The 18,236-nt window shown below is 66.5% G+C and carries 13 protein-coding genes; 3 read left to right on the top strand and 10 right to left on the bottom strand.

Annotated elements, in window-relative coordinates; genetic code table 11:
• Positions 1-768: 768 nt before the first annotated feature.
• From IT306_25225 to dapA, 3 genes are all read left to right on the top strand, one after another.
• Complete coding sequence (locus IT306_25225) at positions 769-1,527, top strand: 4-hydroxy-tetrahydrodipicolinate reductase (protein ID MCC7371745.1); 759 nt, start codon at positions 769-771, stop codon at positions 1,525-1,527.
• Between the two features lie 89 nt (positions 1,528-1,616).
• Positions 1,617-2,669 (top strand): aspartate-semialdehyde dehydrogenase, encoded by a 1,053-nt coding sequence (locus IT306_25220; protein MCC7371744.1) that lies wholly within the window; start codon positions 1,617-1,619, stop codon positions 2,667-2,669.
• Positions 2,670-2,751: 82 nt separating this feature from the next.
• On the top strand, positions 2,752-3,654 hold the full coding sequence (gene dapA, locus IT306_25215; protein ID MCC7371743.1) for a 4-hydroxy-tetrahydrodipicolinate synthase: 903 nt from the start codon (positions 2,752-2,754) through the stop codon (positions 3,652-3,654).
• A 576-nt stretch (positions 3,655-4,230) separates the two neighbouring features.
• Here the strand turns inward: dapA and IT306_25210 are convergent.
• From IT306_25210 to secA, 10 genes are all read right to left on the bottom strand, one after another.
• A complete protein-coding gene (locus IT306_25210) occupies positions 4,231-5,340 on the bottom strand; it encodes a dipeptide ABC transporter ATP-binding protein (GenBank protein ID MCC7371742.1) in 1,110 nt (369 codons plus the stop codon).
• Positions 5,340-6,335 carry an ABC transporter ATP-binding protein gene (locus IT306_25205; GenBank protein ID MCC7371741.1) on the bottom strand — a complete coding sequence of 332 codons (996 nt, stop codon included), beginning with the start codon at positions 6,333-6,335 and terminating at the stop codon, positions 5,340-5,342. Before IT306_25205 ends, IT306_25210 begins: the two co-directional genes overlap by 1 nt.
• A 76-nt stretch (positions 6,336-6,411) precedes the next feature.
• On the bottom strand, positions 6,412-7,878 hold the full coding sequence (gene gcvPB, locus IT306_25200; protein MCC7371740.1) for an aminomethyl-transferring glycine dehydrogenase subunit GcvPB: 1,467 nt from the start codon (positions 7,876-7,878) through the stop codon (positions 6,412-6,414).
• A complete protein-coding gene (gcvPA, locus tag IT306_25195; protein ID MCC7371739.1) occupies positions 7,875-9,230 on the bottom strand; it encodes an aminomethyl-transferring glycine dehydrogenase subunit GcvPA in 1,356 nt (451 codons plus the stop codon). Before gcvPA ends, gcvPB begins: the two co-directional genes overlap by 4 nt.
• Positions 9,231-9,268: 38 nt before the next feature.
• Positions 9,269-9,649: a glycine cleavage system protein GcvH gene (gene gcvH, locus IT306_25190; GenBank protein ID MCC7371738.1), complete on the bottom strand. Its 381-nt coding sequence runs from the start codon at positions 9,647-9,649 to the stop codon at positions 9,269-9,271.
• Positions 9,650-9,663: 14 nt separating this feature from the next.
• On the bottom strand, positions 9,664-10,830 hold the full coding sequence (gcvT, locus tag IT306_25185; protein MCC7371737.1) for a glycine cleavage system aminomethyltransferase GcvT: 1,167 nt from the start codon (positions 10,828-10,830) through the stop codon (positions 9,664-9,666).
• Between the two features lie 66 nt (positions 10,831-10,896).
• Positions 10,897-13,158, bottom strand: a complete 2,262-nt coding sequence (locus IT306_25180; protein ID MCC7371736.1) for a transglutaminase domain-containing protein — start codon at positions 13,156-13,158, stop codon at positions 10,897-10,899.
• A gap of 120 nt (positions 13,159-13,278) precedes the next feature.
• Positions 13,279-14,508 carry a DUF58 domain-containing protein gene (locus IT306_25175; protein MCC7371735.1) on the bottom strand — a complete coding sequence of 410 codons (1,230 nt, stop codon included), beginning with the start codon at positions 14,506-14,508 and terminating at the stop codon, positions 13,279-13,281.
• Positions 14,509-14,534: 26 nt separating this feature from the next.
• Positions 14,535-15,488, bottom strand: a complete 954-nt coding sequence (locus tag IT306_25170) for an AAA family ATPase (protein ID MCC7371734.1) — start codon at positions 15,486-15,488, stop codon at positions 14,535-14,537.
• Positions 15,489-15,498: 10 nt separating this feature from the next.
• The gene (secA, locus tag IT306_25165) at positions 15,499-18,177 is read right to left on the bottom strand and encodes a preprotein translocase subunit SecA (GenBank protein MCC7371733.1); all 2,679 of its coding nucleotides are present in this window, start codon (positions 18,175-18,177) and stop codon (positions 15,499-15,501) included.
• Positions 18,178-18,236 lie beyond the last annotated feature (59 nt).

Genomic DNA, 18,236 nt, shown 5'->3' with positions numbered 1-18,236 from the left:
TCGTATGTTGAGCGCGTCGTGCCGCCGCGTCGGGGCTTGAAAGCCCCGCCTACCATCCTGCAGTCGCTGCGCGACGCTCCAGTCGCACCAGTGCCTGCCGTTCCCGGCGGCCGTCGCGCAGCGACGGCGTGACTGTAGGCGGGGACTTCAGTCCCCGACCGCCCGTTCCATGATGCTTCGGGGACACCATTGAACATGCAATCGCCCTGGCCCACCTCGCACCGCTCACCCGTCGCGGACGTGCCATCGCTCGCACTGCGGCGACCCTCACCGCCGGCATGTGGCTGGTCGGCACCGCCTACAACTTCTGCTGGCCCCACGACAGCCTGCGCCTGCTCGCCCCGCCCGGCGCCCCCCGCAAGTGGCACCAGCGCACCCCGGCCATGCCGCCGGCCTTGCCGATCACCCCTGGACCATCCGCGAACTGCTCCGGCTCCAGATCCCCGTACCTCGCTGGGTCCCACCCAAACGACGCGGCCGTCCGCCCAAACACCCGCCTCTCAAGACTGCCGCGTGACCACGGTTCTGCGGGGCGCTACCCAACAGATTCCGAGGCGGCATACCAGGACAGAGCGTGAAACCCACAGGATTCATCCCCACGAGCCTAAGAATCTTCAGGTATCACACGACAATGGCTCGCTTGCGCCTAACGATCGCCGTGCGGAGGGGTATGCGACAGCTTGACCGTTCTGCTACACTGCCCTCGTCGCACTGTTGTGGGGGTAGCTCCGCGTGATCAAGGTCATCGTCACAGGCGCACTCGGCCGGATGGGCCGTGCCATGATCGCCGGCCTCGTCAACGAGCCAGAGATCGATCTGGCCGGTGGCGTGTCGCCGCGTGCCACCGAGGCGTACCTCGATCTGCCGGGCGGCGGCGGCCTGATCCCCATCGAGAAGGACTTGACGACCCTCATTCAGCGGGTCCGCCCGGATGTCCTGCTCGACTTCACCCACCCTGGCGCCGCGATGAGCAATGTCCGCATCGCCATGGCGCACAAGGTCGCGACCGTCGTCGGGACGAGCGGCATCAAGCCGGCTGACCTCGAGGAGATCGAGAAGCTGACCGCCGAGGCCGGCGTCGGCTGTGTCGTCGCCCCGAACTTCGCCATCGGCGCGAACCTCATGCTCCACTTCGCTCGGGTGGCCTCCCGCTTCATGGGGGCCGCCGAGATCATCGAGCTACACCACGACGGCAAGGTGGACGCGCCGTCTGGAACGGCTGTCGCTACGGCCCGCGCCATGGTCGAGGCTCGTGGCGACTCGTTTGCCGATCCTCCGACCACCACCGTACTGCTCGACGGGGCGCGCGGCGGCGTCGAGGGCGGCATCCACGTCCACAGTGTGCGTCTGCCCGGCCTGGTAGCCCACCAGGAAGTCATCTTCGGCGGCCCCGGGCAGATCCTGACGCTCCGGCACGATTCGATCTCACGCGACTCGTTCCTGCCGGGCGTCGTACTGGCCGTCAAGGAAGTCTCAAAGCGCAGCGGTCTCGTGTATGGCCTCGACCGCCTGATGGGTCTGGCCTAGCGAGAGGACATCAGACCGTGGACATCAGGCGCGTGTCTGATGTCCACACGCGGTCACGTGACCGAACACGTGCATGGAGGATTGGTCTGATGTCTGGTGTGAAGGTTGGGGTGATCGGCGCGACCGGTATGGTCGGCCGCCAGTACCTCCAGATCCTGGAGGCGTCGCCCCTGGAGATCGCCGAGCTGCGGCTGTTCGCCTCGGCGCGGTCGGTCGGCTCGCGGATGACGTTCCAGGGCGAATCGCTGCCAGTCGAAGAGTTCACCGTCGAGGCCTGTCGCGGCCTGGACATCGCGCTGTTCACGGTCAGCTCGGAGTTGGCGCGGCAGCACGCGCCGCGGGTCGCCGCGAACGGCACGCTAGTGATCGACGACAGCTCGGCGTTCCGGATGGATCCGGACGTGCCGCTGGTCGTCCCCGAGGTCAACCCCGAGGCCGCGAAGACCCACAAGGGCATCATCGCCGGGCCGAACTGCTCGACGGCCCAGATGGTCGTCGCGCTGGAGCCGCTGCACAACGCGGCTGGCTTGAAGCGCGTCGTGGTGGACACTTACCAGGCGGCCTCAGGCGCGGGGAAGGCGGCGATGGACGAGCTGTGGGACCACAGCCGCCGTTTCCTGAACGGCGAGCGGCCGGCCCCGGAGAACCATCCGCAGTCGCTGGTGTTCAACATCTTCCCGCACATCGACAGCTTCCGCGAGGACGGCTACACCAAGGAAGAGTGGAAGATGCTGGCCGAGACGCGGAAGATCATGGATCTGCCGAATCTGCGGCTCTCCGCCACCTGCGTGCGCGTACCAGTCGCCGTCGGGCACTCGGAGGCGCTGCACATCGAGTTCGAGCGGCCGATGTCCGCCGCCGAGGCCCGCGAGATCCTCAGCACGGCCCCAGGCATCGAGGTTGTGGACGATCCGCTCAACAAGCAGTACCCGCAGCCGGCTGACGCCGCCGGCCGCGACCCGGTCTACGTCGGGCGCATCCGCGACGACGTCTCGAACCCGGGCGGCATCGCGCTCTGGTGCGTGGCCGACAACGTCCGCAAAGGCGCAGCCCTGAATGCCGTCCAGATCGCCGAGCTGCTCTACGGCGTCGGCTCCTGGATTCACGCGACGCCGGCCCCGGCGACCGCGACGACTCGCTAGCCGCGATGGTCTCCCGTTCTGTCATGCGCTGGGTAGAATGTAACGCCACTCGCTGGCGCACAACGTCGTGTGGAGGGTCTCAATGACCGATTTCGGACGCGTCCTTACTGCCATGGTCACCCCGTTCAACTCGCGTGGCGAGGTCGATTACCGGCGCGCCCAGGAGCTGGCCGAGGCCCTCATCTCGTCGGGGACCGACGGGCTGGTGATCTCGGGCACGACCGGCGAGTCGCCGACCCTGACCGGCGAGGAGAAGCTGACGCTTTTCCGCGAGGTTCGCGCAGCCATCGGCACGCGGGCGACGATTGTCGCGGGCACCTGCAACTACAACACTCGCGAGAGCATCGAGTTGAGCAACGAGGCCCGCGAGGCCGGCGTTGACGGCATCCTGGGCACGGTGCCCTACTACAACAAGCCGCCCCAGCACGCCCTCTACGCCCACTTCGAGGCCATCGCCAGGAATGTGGACCTGCCGATCATCCTCTACAACGTGCCCTCGCGCACGGTCACCAACATGTCTGCCGAGACCACGATCCGCCTCAGCCAGATCTCGAACATCATCGGGCTGAAGGACGCGGGCGGCAACCTGGACGTCACCTCGAAGATCGTCGAGGAGAGCCGGCCCGGGTTCCTGGTCTGGAGCGGCGACGACAGCATGACCCTGCCGCTGATGTCGGTCGGCGGGTACGGCATCATCAGCGTGGCGTCGCACCTGGTCGGCAGGCAGATCCAGGAGATGGTCGGGCACTTCCTGGCCGGCCGGAACGGCGAGGCGGCGGCGATGCACCGCAAGCTGCTGCCGTTCTTCAACGCTTGCTTCGTGACCACCAACCCGATCCCGCTGAAGTACGCTCTGCGGAAGGTCGGCTTCGACGTCGGCTCGGTGCGGCTGCCGCTGGTCGAGCCGGAGGCGGCGCAGGCGGCCGTCGTCGATGCGGCGCTCGAACGGGCGACCATCGACCTGCCGGTGGGCGCGCTCGTGTAGGAAGCCTTCTCGCAAAGCCGCTGTCTTAGCGCCCGTAGACCTCAAAAGGCCCGCAACGGTTCGCCGGAGCGGGCCTCGTTCTGTCCTGGTCAGGATTCCCAGAGGCCTGTCAGTCGTGACGACCGGGTCGGGTCACTCGACGCTTCCCCCGTCATCCGGAGCGAAGCGACCCGTTCAGCACGCTCAGGGCAAGCCTGACGACCTCCCCCGTCGTCCCGAGCGGAGTGAGGCTGCTCCCTCCCTCGTCATCCCGAGCGGAGTGAGGCTGCGAACGCAGTCGAGGGACCTTCCTTGCACAGCCACGAAGGGGAAGGTCCCTCCACTCCGCTCGTGCCTCGCCGCGGTCGGGATGACGGACGGGAGGTCGTCCCCTCGCTGCTGTCAGGTTGACGATGGGCACCGAAGACCCTGCGATTCACGCCTGCCGAGCCACTAAACCAGGTCTTCGATGGAATCCAGATGGCAGACGCTCAGGAGTACCTGACCTGACCCCCTCTGGCAGACCTCACCCGCCGCCCGGGTGTCGGGCGGCGGGTCGAGGATCGCGGGGCTGGGGTCCAGGGTGGCGGTGAGAAACTAGTTCCGCGACATGCCCGACGGCACGATCGGCAGCTCGCCCTCGCGGATCTCGGTGGCGTTCGTGATCCGCTTCGTGCCAGACTCGACCTCGTCCCAGTAGTGGCAGGCGACGAAGTGGCCCGGCCGAACCTCGGCCAGCGGCGGCTCGTCCGTGCGGCAGTTGTCCTCGGCGTACGGGCAGCGCGGGTTGAACCGGCAGCCGGACGGCGGGTTCACGGGGCTGGGCACGTCGCCGACCAGGATCATGCGCGAACGACGCTTCTCCAGCACCGGATCCGGAATCGGGATCGACGAGAGCAGCGCCCGCGTGTACGGGTGCAGCGGGTTGTCGAAGATCGTGTTCCGGTCTGTCAGCTCGACCATCTTGCCGACGTACATCACCGCCACGCGGTCCGAGATGTGGCGCACAACGGCCAGGTCGTGGGCGATGAACAGGTAGGTCAGGCCGAGCTTCTCCTGAAGCTCTTCCATCAGGTTGATGATCTGCGCCTGAATCGACACGTCGAGAGCCGAGATCGGCTCGTCCGCGACGATGAACTTCGGCTCCACCGCCAGCGCCCGCGCGATACCGATGCGCTGCCGCTGACCGCCGCTGAACTCGTGGGGGTAGCGGTTGGCGAAGTACGGGTTGAGCCCGACCGTTCGCAGCAGCTCCTGCACGCGCTCGGTCTTCTCGCGCCCCTTCGCCAGATTGTGGATCTCCAGCGGCTCGCCGATGATGCTGCCCACCGTCATACGGGGGTTCAGCGAGGCGTACGGATCCTGGAAGATCATCTGCAGCTCACGGCGCATCTTCCGCATATCGCCGCCACTGAGCTTCGTCAGGTCACGGCCGTTGAACTCGACCGTGCCGGCCGTCGGCTTGTAGAGCTGGAGGATCGCACGGCCCGTCGTGGACTTGCCGCAGCCCGACTCGCCCACCAGGCCGAGCGTCTCGCCGTCTTTTATGTCGAACGAGATATCGTCAACGGCTTTAACCGCGCCGACCTGCCGCTGAAGGATGATTCCCTGCGTGATCGGGAAGTGCATCTTCAGGTTCTTGACGCTCAGCAGCGTCCGTGCGTCACTCTTCGAGCTGGCGGCGCCAGCCTGTGGCTCGATCGCCATCAGCCCTTTCCTCCAGTGACATCAACCCAGCATGCGATGGTGTGGCCCGGCTCGACCGGTTCGAGCGACGGGTTCTGCTCGACGCAGCGGTCTACCTTGTACGTGCAGCGCGGCACGAACGGGCAGCCGACCGGCGCGTCGATCAGGTCTGGCGGCAGACCCTCAATCGGGATCAGCTTCTCCTTGCGCGGCTCGTCGATGCGCGGGATCGAGCGCAGCAGGCCCAGCGTGTACGGATGCCGAGGCTTCGCAAACAGCTCCTCAGCCTTGCCCGACTCCACGATGTAGCCCGAGTACATGACGTTGATCTTGTCGGCCACACCGGCAACGACACCCAGGTCGTGCGTGATCATGATGACGGCCATGCCCAGGTCACGCCGCAGCTGCATGATCAGGTCGAGGATCTGCGCCTGGATCGTCACGTCGAGTGCCGTCGTCGGCTCGTCGGCGATCAGCAGCTTCGGGTCGCAGGAGAGCGCCATCGCGATCATCACGCGCTGACGCATACCACCCGAGAACTGGTGCGGGTAGTCGTCCACGCGCGACTTGGCGGCCGGGATGCCGACCATCTCCAGCAGCTCGATGGTCCGCTTGCGGGACTGGTCACGGCTCATGCCCTTGTGCAGCTCAAGGGCCTCGCCGATCTGCCGGCCGACCGTCAGCACCGGGTTGAGGGAGGTCATCGGATCCTGGAAGATCATCGCGATCTCGTTGCCGCGAACGCGCCTGATCCCTTCGTCGTTCAGCTTGAGCAGATCCTTGCCGTCGAAGATCACTTCGCCTTCGACGATCCGCCCAGGAGGCGTCGGGATGAGCCGCATCAGCGTCATGGCGCTGACGCTCTTCCCACAACCGGACTCGCCGACGAGGCCGAGCGCCTCGCCCTCGTTCAGGGTGAACGAGACACCGTTGACGGCCTTTACGATGCCGTCAGGCGTGTAAAACCACGTCTTGAGGTTCTTGACCTCGAGCAACGGTTTCTTGTCGACTGCCACCCCTAGACCCTCCTCGTTACGAGCATGCTCGTGATGTTGGGCCTGCCGAGACCCGGCCCGCCTGGGCTTGTGAACGCTAGGACCACCGCAGCACCGGCCTCCGTGCAGCGGTCGTCTCGTCAAGTCGTCCAACCGGCTGATCGTGCGGCGCGTCGTGGATCAGCTCAGGGCTGGTCTCGACCTCCTCGGCGATCTGCCGCATCACCTGGACGAACCGGTCAAGTGTGTCCTTGCTCTCCGCCTCCGTCGGCTCCACCATGATCGCTTCCTCGACGATCAAGGGGAAGTAGACCGTGGGCGGGTGAATGTTGAAATCGATCAAGCGCTTCGCAATGTCCAGTGTACGAACGCCCTGTTGCTTCTGCCGCCGGCCGGATGCCACAAACTCGTGCATGCAGATCCGGTCGAATGGCACATCATACAGGTCGTCGAGCTTCTTGCGAAGGTAATTGGCGTTCAGGACCGCCGCCTCGCCGATGTCGCGGATGCCCTGGTCGCCCTGGAGCGTGATGTAGGTCAGCGCGCGCACCATCACGCCGAAGTGGCCCCAGAAGCTCTTGAGCTTGCCGATGGATTCTGGCCGATCCCAGTCCAGGAACAGCTCACCGGCGCGGTCCCCGCTGGCACGCCGCGCCACGACCGGCTTCGGCAGGTACGGCTCCAGGAAGCCGCGCGCCACGACCGGGCCGCAGCCAGGGCCGCCGCCACCGTGCGGCGTGGAGAACGTCTTGTGGGTGTTGATGTGCAGCACGTCGAACCCGAGATCGGCCGGCTTGACGGCCCCGAGGATCGCGTTCAGGTTGGCCCCGTCGCCGTAGACCAGGCCGCCGGCGTCGTGGATCGCCTTCGTGACGTCGAGGATCTCCTGCTCGAACAGCCCGAGCGTGTTCGGGTTGGTCAGCATCAGGCCGACCGTCGTGTCGTCGGCCTCCTCCTTGATCCGCTTGAGATCCACATTGCCGTGCGCGTCGGTCGGGATCGAGACCGTCGTGTAGCCGCACATCGCCGCCGTTGCGGGATTCGTCCCGTGGGCCGAGTCGGGGATCAGCACCTTGGTGCGCTTCGTGTCGCCGCGCGCGCGGTGGTACGCCCGAATCAGCAGCATGCCGCACAGCTCGGCCTGCGCGCCGGCCGCCGGCTGCAACGTCACCGTCTCGAAGCCGCTGATCGCGCACAGGAGCTGCTGAAGCTCCAGCATCACCTGCAGTGCGCCCTGGACGGTCTCCTCGGGCTGGTACGGGTGCAGCCCCGCGAAGCCCGCCATGCGGGCCACGTCCTCGTTGACCTTCGGGTTGTACTTCATGGTGCACGACCCGAGCGGGTAGAACGCGTTGTCGATGGAGAAGTTGAGCGACGAGAGATGCGTGAAGTGGCGGACCACGTCCAGCTCGCCCAGCTCCGGCAGCTTCAGGTCGTCGCGGAGCAGCTCGGACGGGAGATCCAGCGTCGCGTCGGCGCAGGCGTCGGGAGCGGCCAGCAGGTGGCCGACCCGGCCGGGCCGGCTCAGCTCGGACAGCAACGGCTCGCTACGGTCGCGGCTCATCGCGCGCCTCCGATCTCGCGGAGACCCGAGACGAGTCGGTCGATCTCCTCGCTGGTCGTCATCTCAGTGGCGCACAGCACCAGGGCGTTCTCCAGGCCCGGGTACTCGCGCCCGAGCGCGTAGCCGCCGATGATGCCGCGCTTCGCCAGCTCGTGGCGCATCGTGTCGCCGTCGGCCGGACAGGTCACCGTGATCTCGTCGAAGAACGGGCCGTCGTTGACGACGCGGTAGCCGTCAACACGGCGGATCTGGTCCGCCACCGCGCGGGTCTGCTTGTGCGAGAGACCGGCCGCCTGCTTGAGGCCGGCCGGCCCCATCGCGGCGAGGTAGATCGTCGCGCCGAGCGCCAGCAGCGTCTGGCTGGTGCAGATGTTCGACGTGGCCTTCTCACGGCGAATGTGCTGCTCGCGAGCCTGGAGCGTCAGCACGAAGCCGCGCCGGCCGTCGTGGTCCGTCGTCTGGCCGACGATCCGCCCCGGCAGCTGGCGCAGGTGGGCCGTCTTGCAGGTCATGATGCCGACGCCCGGGCCGCCGTACTGAAGCGGCAAGCCGAGTCCCTGGCCCTCGCCGATGGCGATATCCGCGTCCCAGCCGCCCGGGGTCTTGAGCAGCCCCAGCGAGACCGGATCGCCCACCACGTAGACGACCAGCGCCCCAACCTCGCGGGCCTTCGCAACGATGGCCGCCAGATCGCGAATGGTCCCGAAGAAGTCCGGCTGCTGGATCACCACGCAGGCCGTCTCGCCGTCGATCTGCTCGACCACCGACTGCCGGTTGAGCTTGCCATCCTTGATGCCGACGTTCGTCGTCACCACCTCGATGCCGCGCCCGTCCAGGTAGGCCGCGACGACGGCGCGGTGCTCAGGGTGGACGGAGCCGTCCAGCACCACCCGGTCGCGGCGCGAGATCCGCAGCGCCATCAGCACCGCTTCGGCCGCCCCCGACGCCCCGTCGTAGACCGACGAGTTCGCCACGTCCATCTCGAACAGGTCGCAGACAAGGCTCTGGAACTCGAACGAGTACTGCAGCGTGCCCTGGCTGACCTCAGGCTGATACGGCGTGTACGAAGTGTAGAACTCAGACCGCCCCATCAGGTGGCTGACAACGCTCGGCGAGTAGTGGTTGTAGTAGCCAGCGCCCACAAAGCAGGCCAGTTGGCCGACCGGCTGGTTCTTCGCGGCCAGCGCCGACATCTTGGCGACCGTCTGGATCTCGGTCAGCGGCGGCGGCACATCCAGCTGGGGGAATCGCACGGAGGCCGGGATGTCCGCGAACAGATCGGCGACGGAGCCGACGCCGATCTGTTCGAGCATGGCCTGCCGCTCGTCTGCTGTCAGGGGAACGAACGCCATGGGGTGGTCTATCCTCGTTGAGCTACGACCGGCTCAGGCTACGATCCGGCGACCTGTTCGCCGTACTGCTGCGCCGTCATCAGAGTATCGATGTCAGCTGGATTGTCAGGCTTGACTTTGATCAGCCAGCCGCCCTCGTAGGGCGCGTCGTTGACCGTCTCGGGGCTGCCAGTCAGCGACCCGTTGACGGCTTCGACCACGCCGCTCACGGGCGCGTACAGGTCGGACGCCGTCTTGACGGACTCGATCACGCCAAACGACTTCATCGCCTCCACGCGGTCGCCGACCTTCGGCAACTCGACGTAGACGACGTCGCCCAGCTGATCCTGTGCGAAGGAGGTGATCCCGACGACGGCAACGTCGCCGTCCATCTTGACCCACTCGTGTTCTTCGGTATAGCGGCGATCTGTCGGGTCCACTCGGCGTCCTCCGGTCAGCTTCGCGACGTTGAGGGCGCCGCGATCTTTTTGGTCTTGTGGGGGTAGAAGGGGAGCGTGACGACCTTCGCCGGCACGGCCTTGCCGCGAATCTCGACGGCGATCGCCGTCCCTGGCTCGGAAAGGCGGAGCGGGACGTAGGCCATGCCGATCGGCGTCCCGAGGCTCGGAGAGACGTTGCCACTGGTCACCTGACCGACGGCTGCGTCGGCGTCGAGGATAGCGTACCCCTGCCGTGGGACGCCGCCAGCCGTCAGCTCGAAGGCGATCAGCTTGCGCTCGGGGCCAGCTTCGGCCACCCGCTCGAGCGCCGCCTTGCCGGACAGCTCACCCTTGGCCAGCTTGACCACCCGGCCCAGGCCCGCCTCGAACGGGTTGCAGCTTTCGTCGATCTCGTGCCCGTAGAGCGGCATGCCGGCCTCGAGCCGGAGGGTGTCGCGCGCGCCCAGCCCGCAGGCCATCGGCGTCACGCCGCCGCGCCCTTCCAGCAGCGTGTTCCAGGTGCTCGGGCCATCAGCCGCTGCCACGATCACCTCGAAGCCGTCCTCGCCCGTGTAGCCCGTGCGTGCGATCAGCCCCGGCTTGCCGTCCGCCGTCCCCGAGAGCGCGGCGTAGTACCGCAGCGTGCTCAGATCGACGTCTACGAGATCCTGGAGCAGTCGCTCCGACTCTGGCCCCTGGAAGCCGATCATCGCCGTCTCGGCGGTCGCGTCGTAGATCTTCGCGTCGAGGCCGGCCAGCGGCCCGTTCTGCTGGTTCTGCTCGATCCAGGCCAGCACCTTGAGCCGGTTGGAGGCGTTGACGACCAGGAGCATCTCAGCTCCCAGGTTGTAGGCGATGATGTCGTCCAGGATCTGGCCATCGCTGCCGCAGATCAGCGAGTACTGAGCGCGGCCAGGGGCCAGCCGGCTGGCATCGTTCGTGGTGAGCCACTGCACCAGCGCCATGGCGTCAGCGCCACGCACGTACAGCCGCCCCATGTGGGAGAGGTCGAACACGCCGACGCCCGCGCGGACGGCGAGATGCTCGGCACGGATGCCCGTCTTGTACTGGATGGGCATGTCCCAGCCGCCGAAATCGACCATGCGAGCAGCGGCGGCGTGGTGACAATCGTAGAGGGCTGTGCGGAGAAGCGCTCCGTCAGACGCGGCATCACCTGTCATAGTGCGGCATCGTAGGGGAAAGCAGCGGGGGTGTCAAGGTACGAGGAACGCGCGTCCGAAAAACGCTCAGGCCGCGCGTTGACGCTTCGTGACACGCTCCCGGATCTCTTCAAAGCGCTCGCGCGCGGCTATCACCCCGCGCAGGAAGACCCGGCGCGCCAGCGGCCGCCGGACTTGCTCCCAGGCCTTTGACGCCCGTGCCAGCTCCTCTGGGCCAGGCTCCTGCCCGCTGTACGCCCCGTGCACGTAGACCTCGGCAATCGGGCGGACCATCTTGCCAGTCCCAGGGTACCGGCCGTCCAGCCAGTCGGCATACTCGAACGGCGTCTGCGACGGCCGCCCTGCCAGCCCGGCCCAGGCCGCCAGCCGGCGGAACTGGCCGTACCATTGGGCATGCCAGGGCAGGGCGCGAAGGCCGCGCCGTAGGAGCGCCATCATGGCGTACCAGGCGGCCACCAGCAGCAGCCCGAGTCCGAGCACGACGCCGAGCCCGATGATCCACGGCGTGTCGTTGCGCTCGGGCGGCGGCGGGATGTAGTCGCCGAAGCCGTCGAAGAACGGATCATCCATGTACATATCGGGGCTCTCGCCCATATAGCTGCCGTCGGTGATCGGCAGGATGATCGAGGTCTGCTCGGTCGGGCGGAACGGCAGATCGCGGATGACGCTCGGCTCGAAGTTGATCCAGCCGAGGCGCGGGAAGAAGACTTCGACCCAGGCGTGCGCCTCGCTCTCAAAGATGATGAACGCGCCCTCGTCCTCGACGAAGGTGCCGGGCGCAAAGCCCGTCACCACGCGAGCGGGAATGTCGAGCGAGCGCAGCATCACCACCATCGAGGTGGACAGTGAGTCGGCGTACCCCGTCTGCACGTCGAAGAGGGTGTAGTCCACCCAGTCACGGTCGGTGGGCGGGGTCGGCACGCGCGTCTCATACGACATCTGCCGCAAGTACGCTTCGAGCGCGATCGCCTTGTCGTACGGTGTGGGAGCGCCGGCTGTGACCTCCTGCGCGAGCTGCTTCACCCGGTCCGGCACACTCGGCGGAAGCTGGAGGTACTTCTCGACGCCCTTCGGATACTGCTCGCCAGCCTGCCGCATCTGATCCTCGGACGCCACGGAGGCCGACGAGGTCACGGTGTACTGCTGGCCCTTGCGGAGCATGCTGGCGAGCCGCACCACGGCCGGGTCGTCCTGGTTCTCGCGCCACTCGACCAGCGTCGGCACGTCCACCTTCACGGGGTAATCCGACGCGAACACCAGATTCGACTGGTTCGCCAGGACCGTGATCCGCTGGGTGATCTCTTCGCGCGCCTCGGTGGCCCCGAACGGCGCCGGCAGCGGCTGGTCACCCTCGAAGCGGTCGCCGTAGACGTCGCCGCTGACCATGCCCTGCCCGGTGTAGACGGCGTAGCTCATCGTGCGCCAGTAGCGCGCGCGGGGCGCTTCGATCTTCAGCACCGGCCCCGAGCCAAGCTCGAAGTTGTCGCGGGGCTGCATCGTGTTGCCGAACGCGAGCCCGACCACGACGACAGGCGGCCCCTGGACGCCCCCGAACAGACGGTCCACGTGGCTCTGGCCGCGCTGCCAGACGTCGAGGAAGCGCGACCAGACCGGTTCCATCAGCTCGCTGGGCTGCTCGGCTGGCCCCTGACGCGCCAGGATCAGTACGAGGGCGATGGCGCCAGCACTCGTCATGACGACGTTGCGAACCACCTGCCCCTGCACCGCCAACCCGGAGGTCTGCCAGAACTGCTGCCGCCGCGACAGCTCCAAGCGCACCAGCAGCAGCAGCCCGAAGAAGAGCAGCAAGTAGAAGTGGTAGTTGAGCGTGCTGTAGCTGTAGGAGAGGTGGAGCAGGAGCAACGAGGCGCAGACCGAGACGGCCACCCCGCCACGGCCCTTGGCGAACACGAGCCAGGCGGCGCCGTAGCCCAGGATCATGCCCACAGTGGCCATCAGCAGCGCGAACATGACGTTGTCGCGGCTGTTGCCGCCGCTCATCGCCGTCTCGAACCAGGTGACCACGTGCCAGGCCAGCTCGTTGAGGCGACCCTCCCAGGTCGAGGCCGTCATGCGGCTGCCGAACCGTTCGACAATGGCCTCAACGGCGATGATGACGGCCAGCACATGGCTGGCGGCAGGCCGCAGTGCGCTCTTCGCGCCGACGATGCCGACGCCCATCAGCAGCCACGTCAGCGGGACCAGCAGGTCGAGGTTGTCCGCCCACTCGGCCTCGTACACCGAGTGGACGACACACCAGAGCACCGCCGCCAGGAGCAGGACGGAAAGCCAGCCTTCACGCGGTCCATAGCGTCCAGCCGAGGACATAGGTGCTACTCCTGAGCGCGGCGCGAGGGCCGCAGGGGCGGAAGAGACTCTGGCAGCGCCAGAAACGACGTTATGAAGGTGAGGACGAAACGGGCGGCTTGACGGAAGCCGACACTGGCATCATACCGCCGCGCCGCGGCCACCGAGAACCGGAGCGGCCAGGCACTTCTGAATGGACTCGCCGCGCTTGACGATGTAGGTCGGGATGCGCGCGCCGGCCAGCCCGCTGACTACCGGCACCGAGGACGAGACCCCGCGCGCATACGTGCTCGACTCGATCAGCACCACCTGGCTGTGCACGCCCCGAATCCACATCCCACGCAGCATCCCGATCCAGTCGTCGTCGCGCGAACCGGTGATGACGACGACCGTGTCTGTGCGGCTGAACCGCCGCTGCTCCGCGACGATCAACTCGGCGAGGGGCGCGTTGCGGGCCGGCCGCACGAACGCCAGCACTTCGAGGATCTTCAGATGCTGGCGCATGCCACGGTCTGGCGAGAGCATCAACCCGTGCGACACGAAGCCGACCGCCCGGTTCTCGTCCAGGAAGTGCTTGGAGAGCGTCGCGGCAATCGTGACCGCGTACTCCTCCACCGACTCGACACCCGAGCCGGCCATCGTCCGCTCGTCCAGGTCCAGCACGATCCAGATATCGGCAAACGGGTCAAGCTCGAACTCCTTGACCATGAGCTGCCGCTGGCGGGCCGTACTCTTCCAGTGGATGCGGTTGAAGGTATCGCCGGGCAGGTACTCGCGCACGCCGGACACGTTGGTTGTGGTGTGCAGCACCCGCTCACCCTGGAGCGCACCGCCGGTCAGGTCGCCATCGACGCGGCCGAACTGCGTCAGCGGCAGGGCCACCGGGTAGACGACCAGCGTGCTCACGCCGTCGATCTGGCGGCGCTGGCGGAAGATGCCGAACGGGTCGCCGCTCTGGGCGAAGACCGGCCCCAGTTGAAACACGCCCCGCTGGCGGCAGAGCGTGTGGACCGGCCGGACGAACCGACCGTACGGCCCCATCGACACCACGAAGCTGGCCGTGTGCTCCGGGTGCTGGCCCTGATCCTCGATCTCCAACCACAGCTTGGGGAGCCACGAGCGATTCTCGACGATGACCCGCTCGTCAAAGTACGACCCGACCTCGGCCCGCAACGCCCGCGTCTTGCGCTCGAAGTAGAGCGCACGCAGCCCGATGAAGCTGAGGGCGTAGGCGATGACCAGCAGAAAGGCCAGCGCCCAGGCCGCGTAGAACATCAGGTACCAGCCGCCGCCCAGCGCGACAAGTCCCGTGATGACGAGCAGCGCCAGAATGCCGACTGGCCGCCGCCGGATCTGCTCGATGTTCACCACCGCACCCCCCGCCTGCAGGCCGTCGGCTAAGCCGGGACGCGGCTGCCGGGCACGGGGACGTTCGCGGTGATCTCTTCGACGATCGAGGAGCCGGTGACGTCCTTGTACCGGGCGGAGGGCAGCACGATGACGCGGTGACTCATCACGGCGACGGTCAGCGCCTTCACGTCGTCTGGCTGCACGTAGGCGCGGCCACGCAGCAGCGCCAACGCCTGCGCCGCCCGCAGCAGCGAGAGCGACGCGCGCGGGCTGGCGCCGACGTAGACCTCGGGATGGTTGCGGGTCGCGTTCGCCAGATCCACGATGTACCGGCGGATCAGGTCGTCCACCGTCACATCGCGGACGGCCCGCTGCACGGTCAGCAGCTCGGCCTCGTTGGTGACCGGCTCCAGCGATTCAATCGGGTGCGCCCGCTGCTGCCGGTCGAGGACGAGCATCTCCTCGTCACGCTTCGGATAGCCGAGGCGGACGCGGAGCATGAATCGGTCCAGTTGCGACTCTGGCAGCGGGAACGTGCCTTCGTACTCGATGGGGTTCTGGGTCGCCAACACGATGAACGGCTTCGGCAGATCGTGCGTGGCGCCGTCAACCGTGATCTGCCCCTCTTCCATCGCTTCCAGGAGCGCGGCCTGCGTCTTCGGCGTGGCGCGGTTGATCTCGTCGGCGAGCACCACCTGCGCGACGACCGGGCCGGGCCGGAACTCGAACGCCTCGCTGTGCTGGTTGTAGATGGAGACGCCCGTGACGTCGCTGGGCAGAAGGTCCGGCGTGAACTGAATCCGCTTGAACGAACAGCCAAGCGACCGCGCAAGCGACTTGGCCATGACTGTCTTACCGACGCCGGGCACATCCTCAATCAGGACGTGACCCTGGCCGGCCAGCGCGACAATCGTTAACTCAAGCTCAGTACGCTTTCCAACGACGACCTTCTCAACATTTTCGAGGACTGCCTGCAGAACATCACTCGGACGCCGATCCATATCTCCTCGCTCAGCGCCCGTGGCATTTCTTGAACTTGCGTCCACTTCCACACGGGCAAGGGTCGTTTCGCCCAACCTTCTTGCCGGCCTTTACCGGCTGCTTACCATCCTCTTCGTCCTCGCGGTTGGTCGTCGTCGGTTGGGTCCGACGAACGGGCTCCAGCCGGGGAGCGATATGATAGATGGCGTAGACCACATCGTGTCGAATCGTCTCAAGCAAATCGTCGAACATCGACGCTGCTTCAACCTTGTACTCGACCAGAGGGTCACGCTGCCCGTATGCCCGAAGCCCGATGCCATCGCGCACGTCGTCGATGGCGGTCAGGTGATTGATCCAGTGGCGGTCGATGACGTTCAGCATCCACTGCTGTTCGAGCATCCGCATCAGACCGGGCGTGAACTGCGTCTCACGCGCCGTGTAAATCTCGACGGCCATCGTGCGGAGCCGTTCGATCAGCTCATCACGGCGGAAATCTTCCAACTCTTCGGCGCTCACTGTCTCCGCGAGCGGCAGCAGCTTTCGAAGCTCGGCCAGCAGGCCCTCGTGGTCCCAGTTGGCCGTATCCTCGTGGGGCAGGTAGGCGTCGATCAGCCCGTCCAGCTCCTCGACAACCCAGCTCTCGATCATCGGGCGCAGGTTCTCCTGGGTGAGCACCTGCTTGCGGTCGGCGTAGATGACCTCGCGCTGCTTGTTCATCACGTCGTCGTACTCGACGACGTGCTTCCGGATGTCGAAGTTGTACGCCTCGACCTTCGTCTGCGCGTTCTCGATGGCCTTGTTGACCCAGGAGTGCTCCAGCGGCACATCCTCTTCGAGGCCGAGCTTGTCCATCAGTCCGGCGATGGAGGAGCCGCCGAACCGCTTCATCAACTCATCTTCAAGCGAGACGAAGAAGCGCGACGAGCCGGGATCGCCCTGGCGGCCAGCCCGGCCGCGCAGCTGATTGTCGATGCGCCGCGCCTCGTGGCGCTCGGTGCCGAGGATGTGCAGGCCGCCGAGGCTCCGCACGACCTCGCGATCGCGCTGACAGATCTCGTTGGCCTCAGCGGTGGCGGCAGCGATCTGCTCGTGCGTCGCCGTCGTGCGGTCCACACCTTGCTTCCGCAACATGTCGTCCGCGAGACCGGCCGGGTTGCCGCCGAGCAGAATGTCCACGCCGCGCCCCGCCATATTCGTGGCGATGGTCACCGCGCTCGGACGGCCAGCCTGGGCGATGATGTTGGCCTCACGCTCGTGCTGCTTGGCGTTCAGCACGTCATGCTTGACGCCGGCCTCGACCAGCCGGTGCGACAGCAGCTCCGACTTCTCGATGGAGACGGTACCCACCAGGACCGGGCGGCCCGTCTCGTTCAGCTCGCGGATCTCGTTGACGACCGCCTTCAGCTTCGCGTCCTCGCTCTTGAACACGAAGTCCGAGTTGTCCTGCCGGATCATCGGGCGGTGCGTCGGGATCGGCACCACGTCCAGGTTGTAAATGCGGCGGAACTCGTCCAGCTCGGTCATCGCGGTGCCGGTCATACCGCCGAGCTTGCTGTAGAGGCGGAAGTAGTTCTGGAACGTGATCCGCGCCAGCGTGACGTTCTCGCGCTGAACGTGGACCCCTTCCTTGGCCTCGATCGCCTGGTGCAAGCCCTCGCTGTAGCGACGGCCGGGCATCATGCGGCCCGTGAACTCATCCACGATGACGATCTCGCCATCCTGCACGACGTAGTGATCGTCGCGCTGGAAGAGGAACTGCGCCTTCATGGCGTTTTCGAGGTAGTGGCTCAGCTCCATGTTCTCGGGGGCGTACAGGTTCTGCACCCCGAGCATGCGCTCGACCTTCTCGATGCCCTCTTCGGTGATCTGCAGCGAGCGGGTCCGCTGCTCGATGGTGAAATCATCCTCTTCGCGCAGGCGCGGCACGATCCGCGCGAACTGCGCGTAGTAGTCCGTCGCCTCTTCGGCCGGCCCCGAGATGATGAGCGGGGTCCGCGCCTCGTCGATGAGGATGTTGTCGACCTCATCCACGATGGCGTAGTGCAAGTCCCGCTGCACCATGTCTTCCTTGCGCCAGACCATATTGTCGCGCAGGTAGTCGAAGCCGAACTCGTTGTTGGTGCCGTAGGTGATGTCGGCGGCGTACGCCTCACGGCGGTGCTCGGCTGGCCGCAGCGCCATCATCGACGCCTCTTCGGCCTGGTACTCCGGGTCGTAGATGAACGCTGACTCGTGCTGGATGACGCCGATGGACATCCCCAGCGCGTGGTAGACCTGTCCCATCCACTGGGCGTCACGTCGGGCGAGGTAGTCGTTCGTGGTGACGAGATGCACGCCCTTGCCGGTCAGCGCGTTGAGGTAGACCGGCAACGTCGCGACGAGCGTCTTGCCTTCGCCCGTCTTCATCTCGGCGATCTTACCGCGATGGAGGATCGCACCGCCGATCATCTGCACGTCGTAGTGGCGCATCCCGATGACGCGCCGCGCCGCCTCGCGGACCGAGGCGAACGCCTCCGGCAGCAGGCTGTCAAGATCCTCGCCGGCCAGCAAGCGCCCGCGCAGCTCCGTCGTCTTGTCGCGCAGCTCGGCGTCTGTCAGATCCTGAAGCTCGGGCTCAAAGTCGTTGATCTCGTCGATCAACGGCTCAATCTTCTTGACCTCGCGTTCCCAGGGCCGGCCGCCTAGGAGCTTATTCACCCACCCGAGCATCGTCTGCCTCGCGCGTAACTTTCGTGCAGAGTATACCAGCGGCCTCCCGGATCACCGTG

The organism is Chloroflexota bacterium, assembly GCA_020850535.1.
In the GTDB taxonomy this organism is placed as follows: Bacteria; Chloroflexota; UBA6077; order UBA6077; family JACCZL01; genus JADZEM01.
This window is presented reverse-complemented; position numbering and strand designations above follow the sequence as displayed.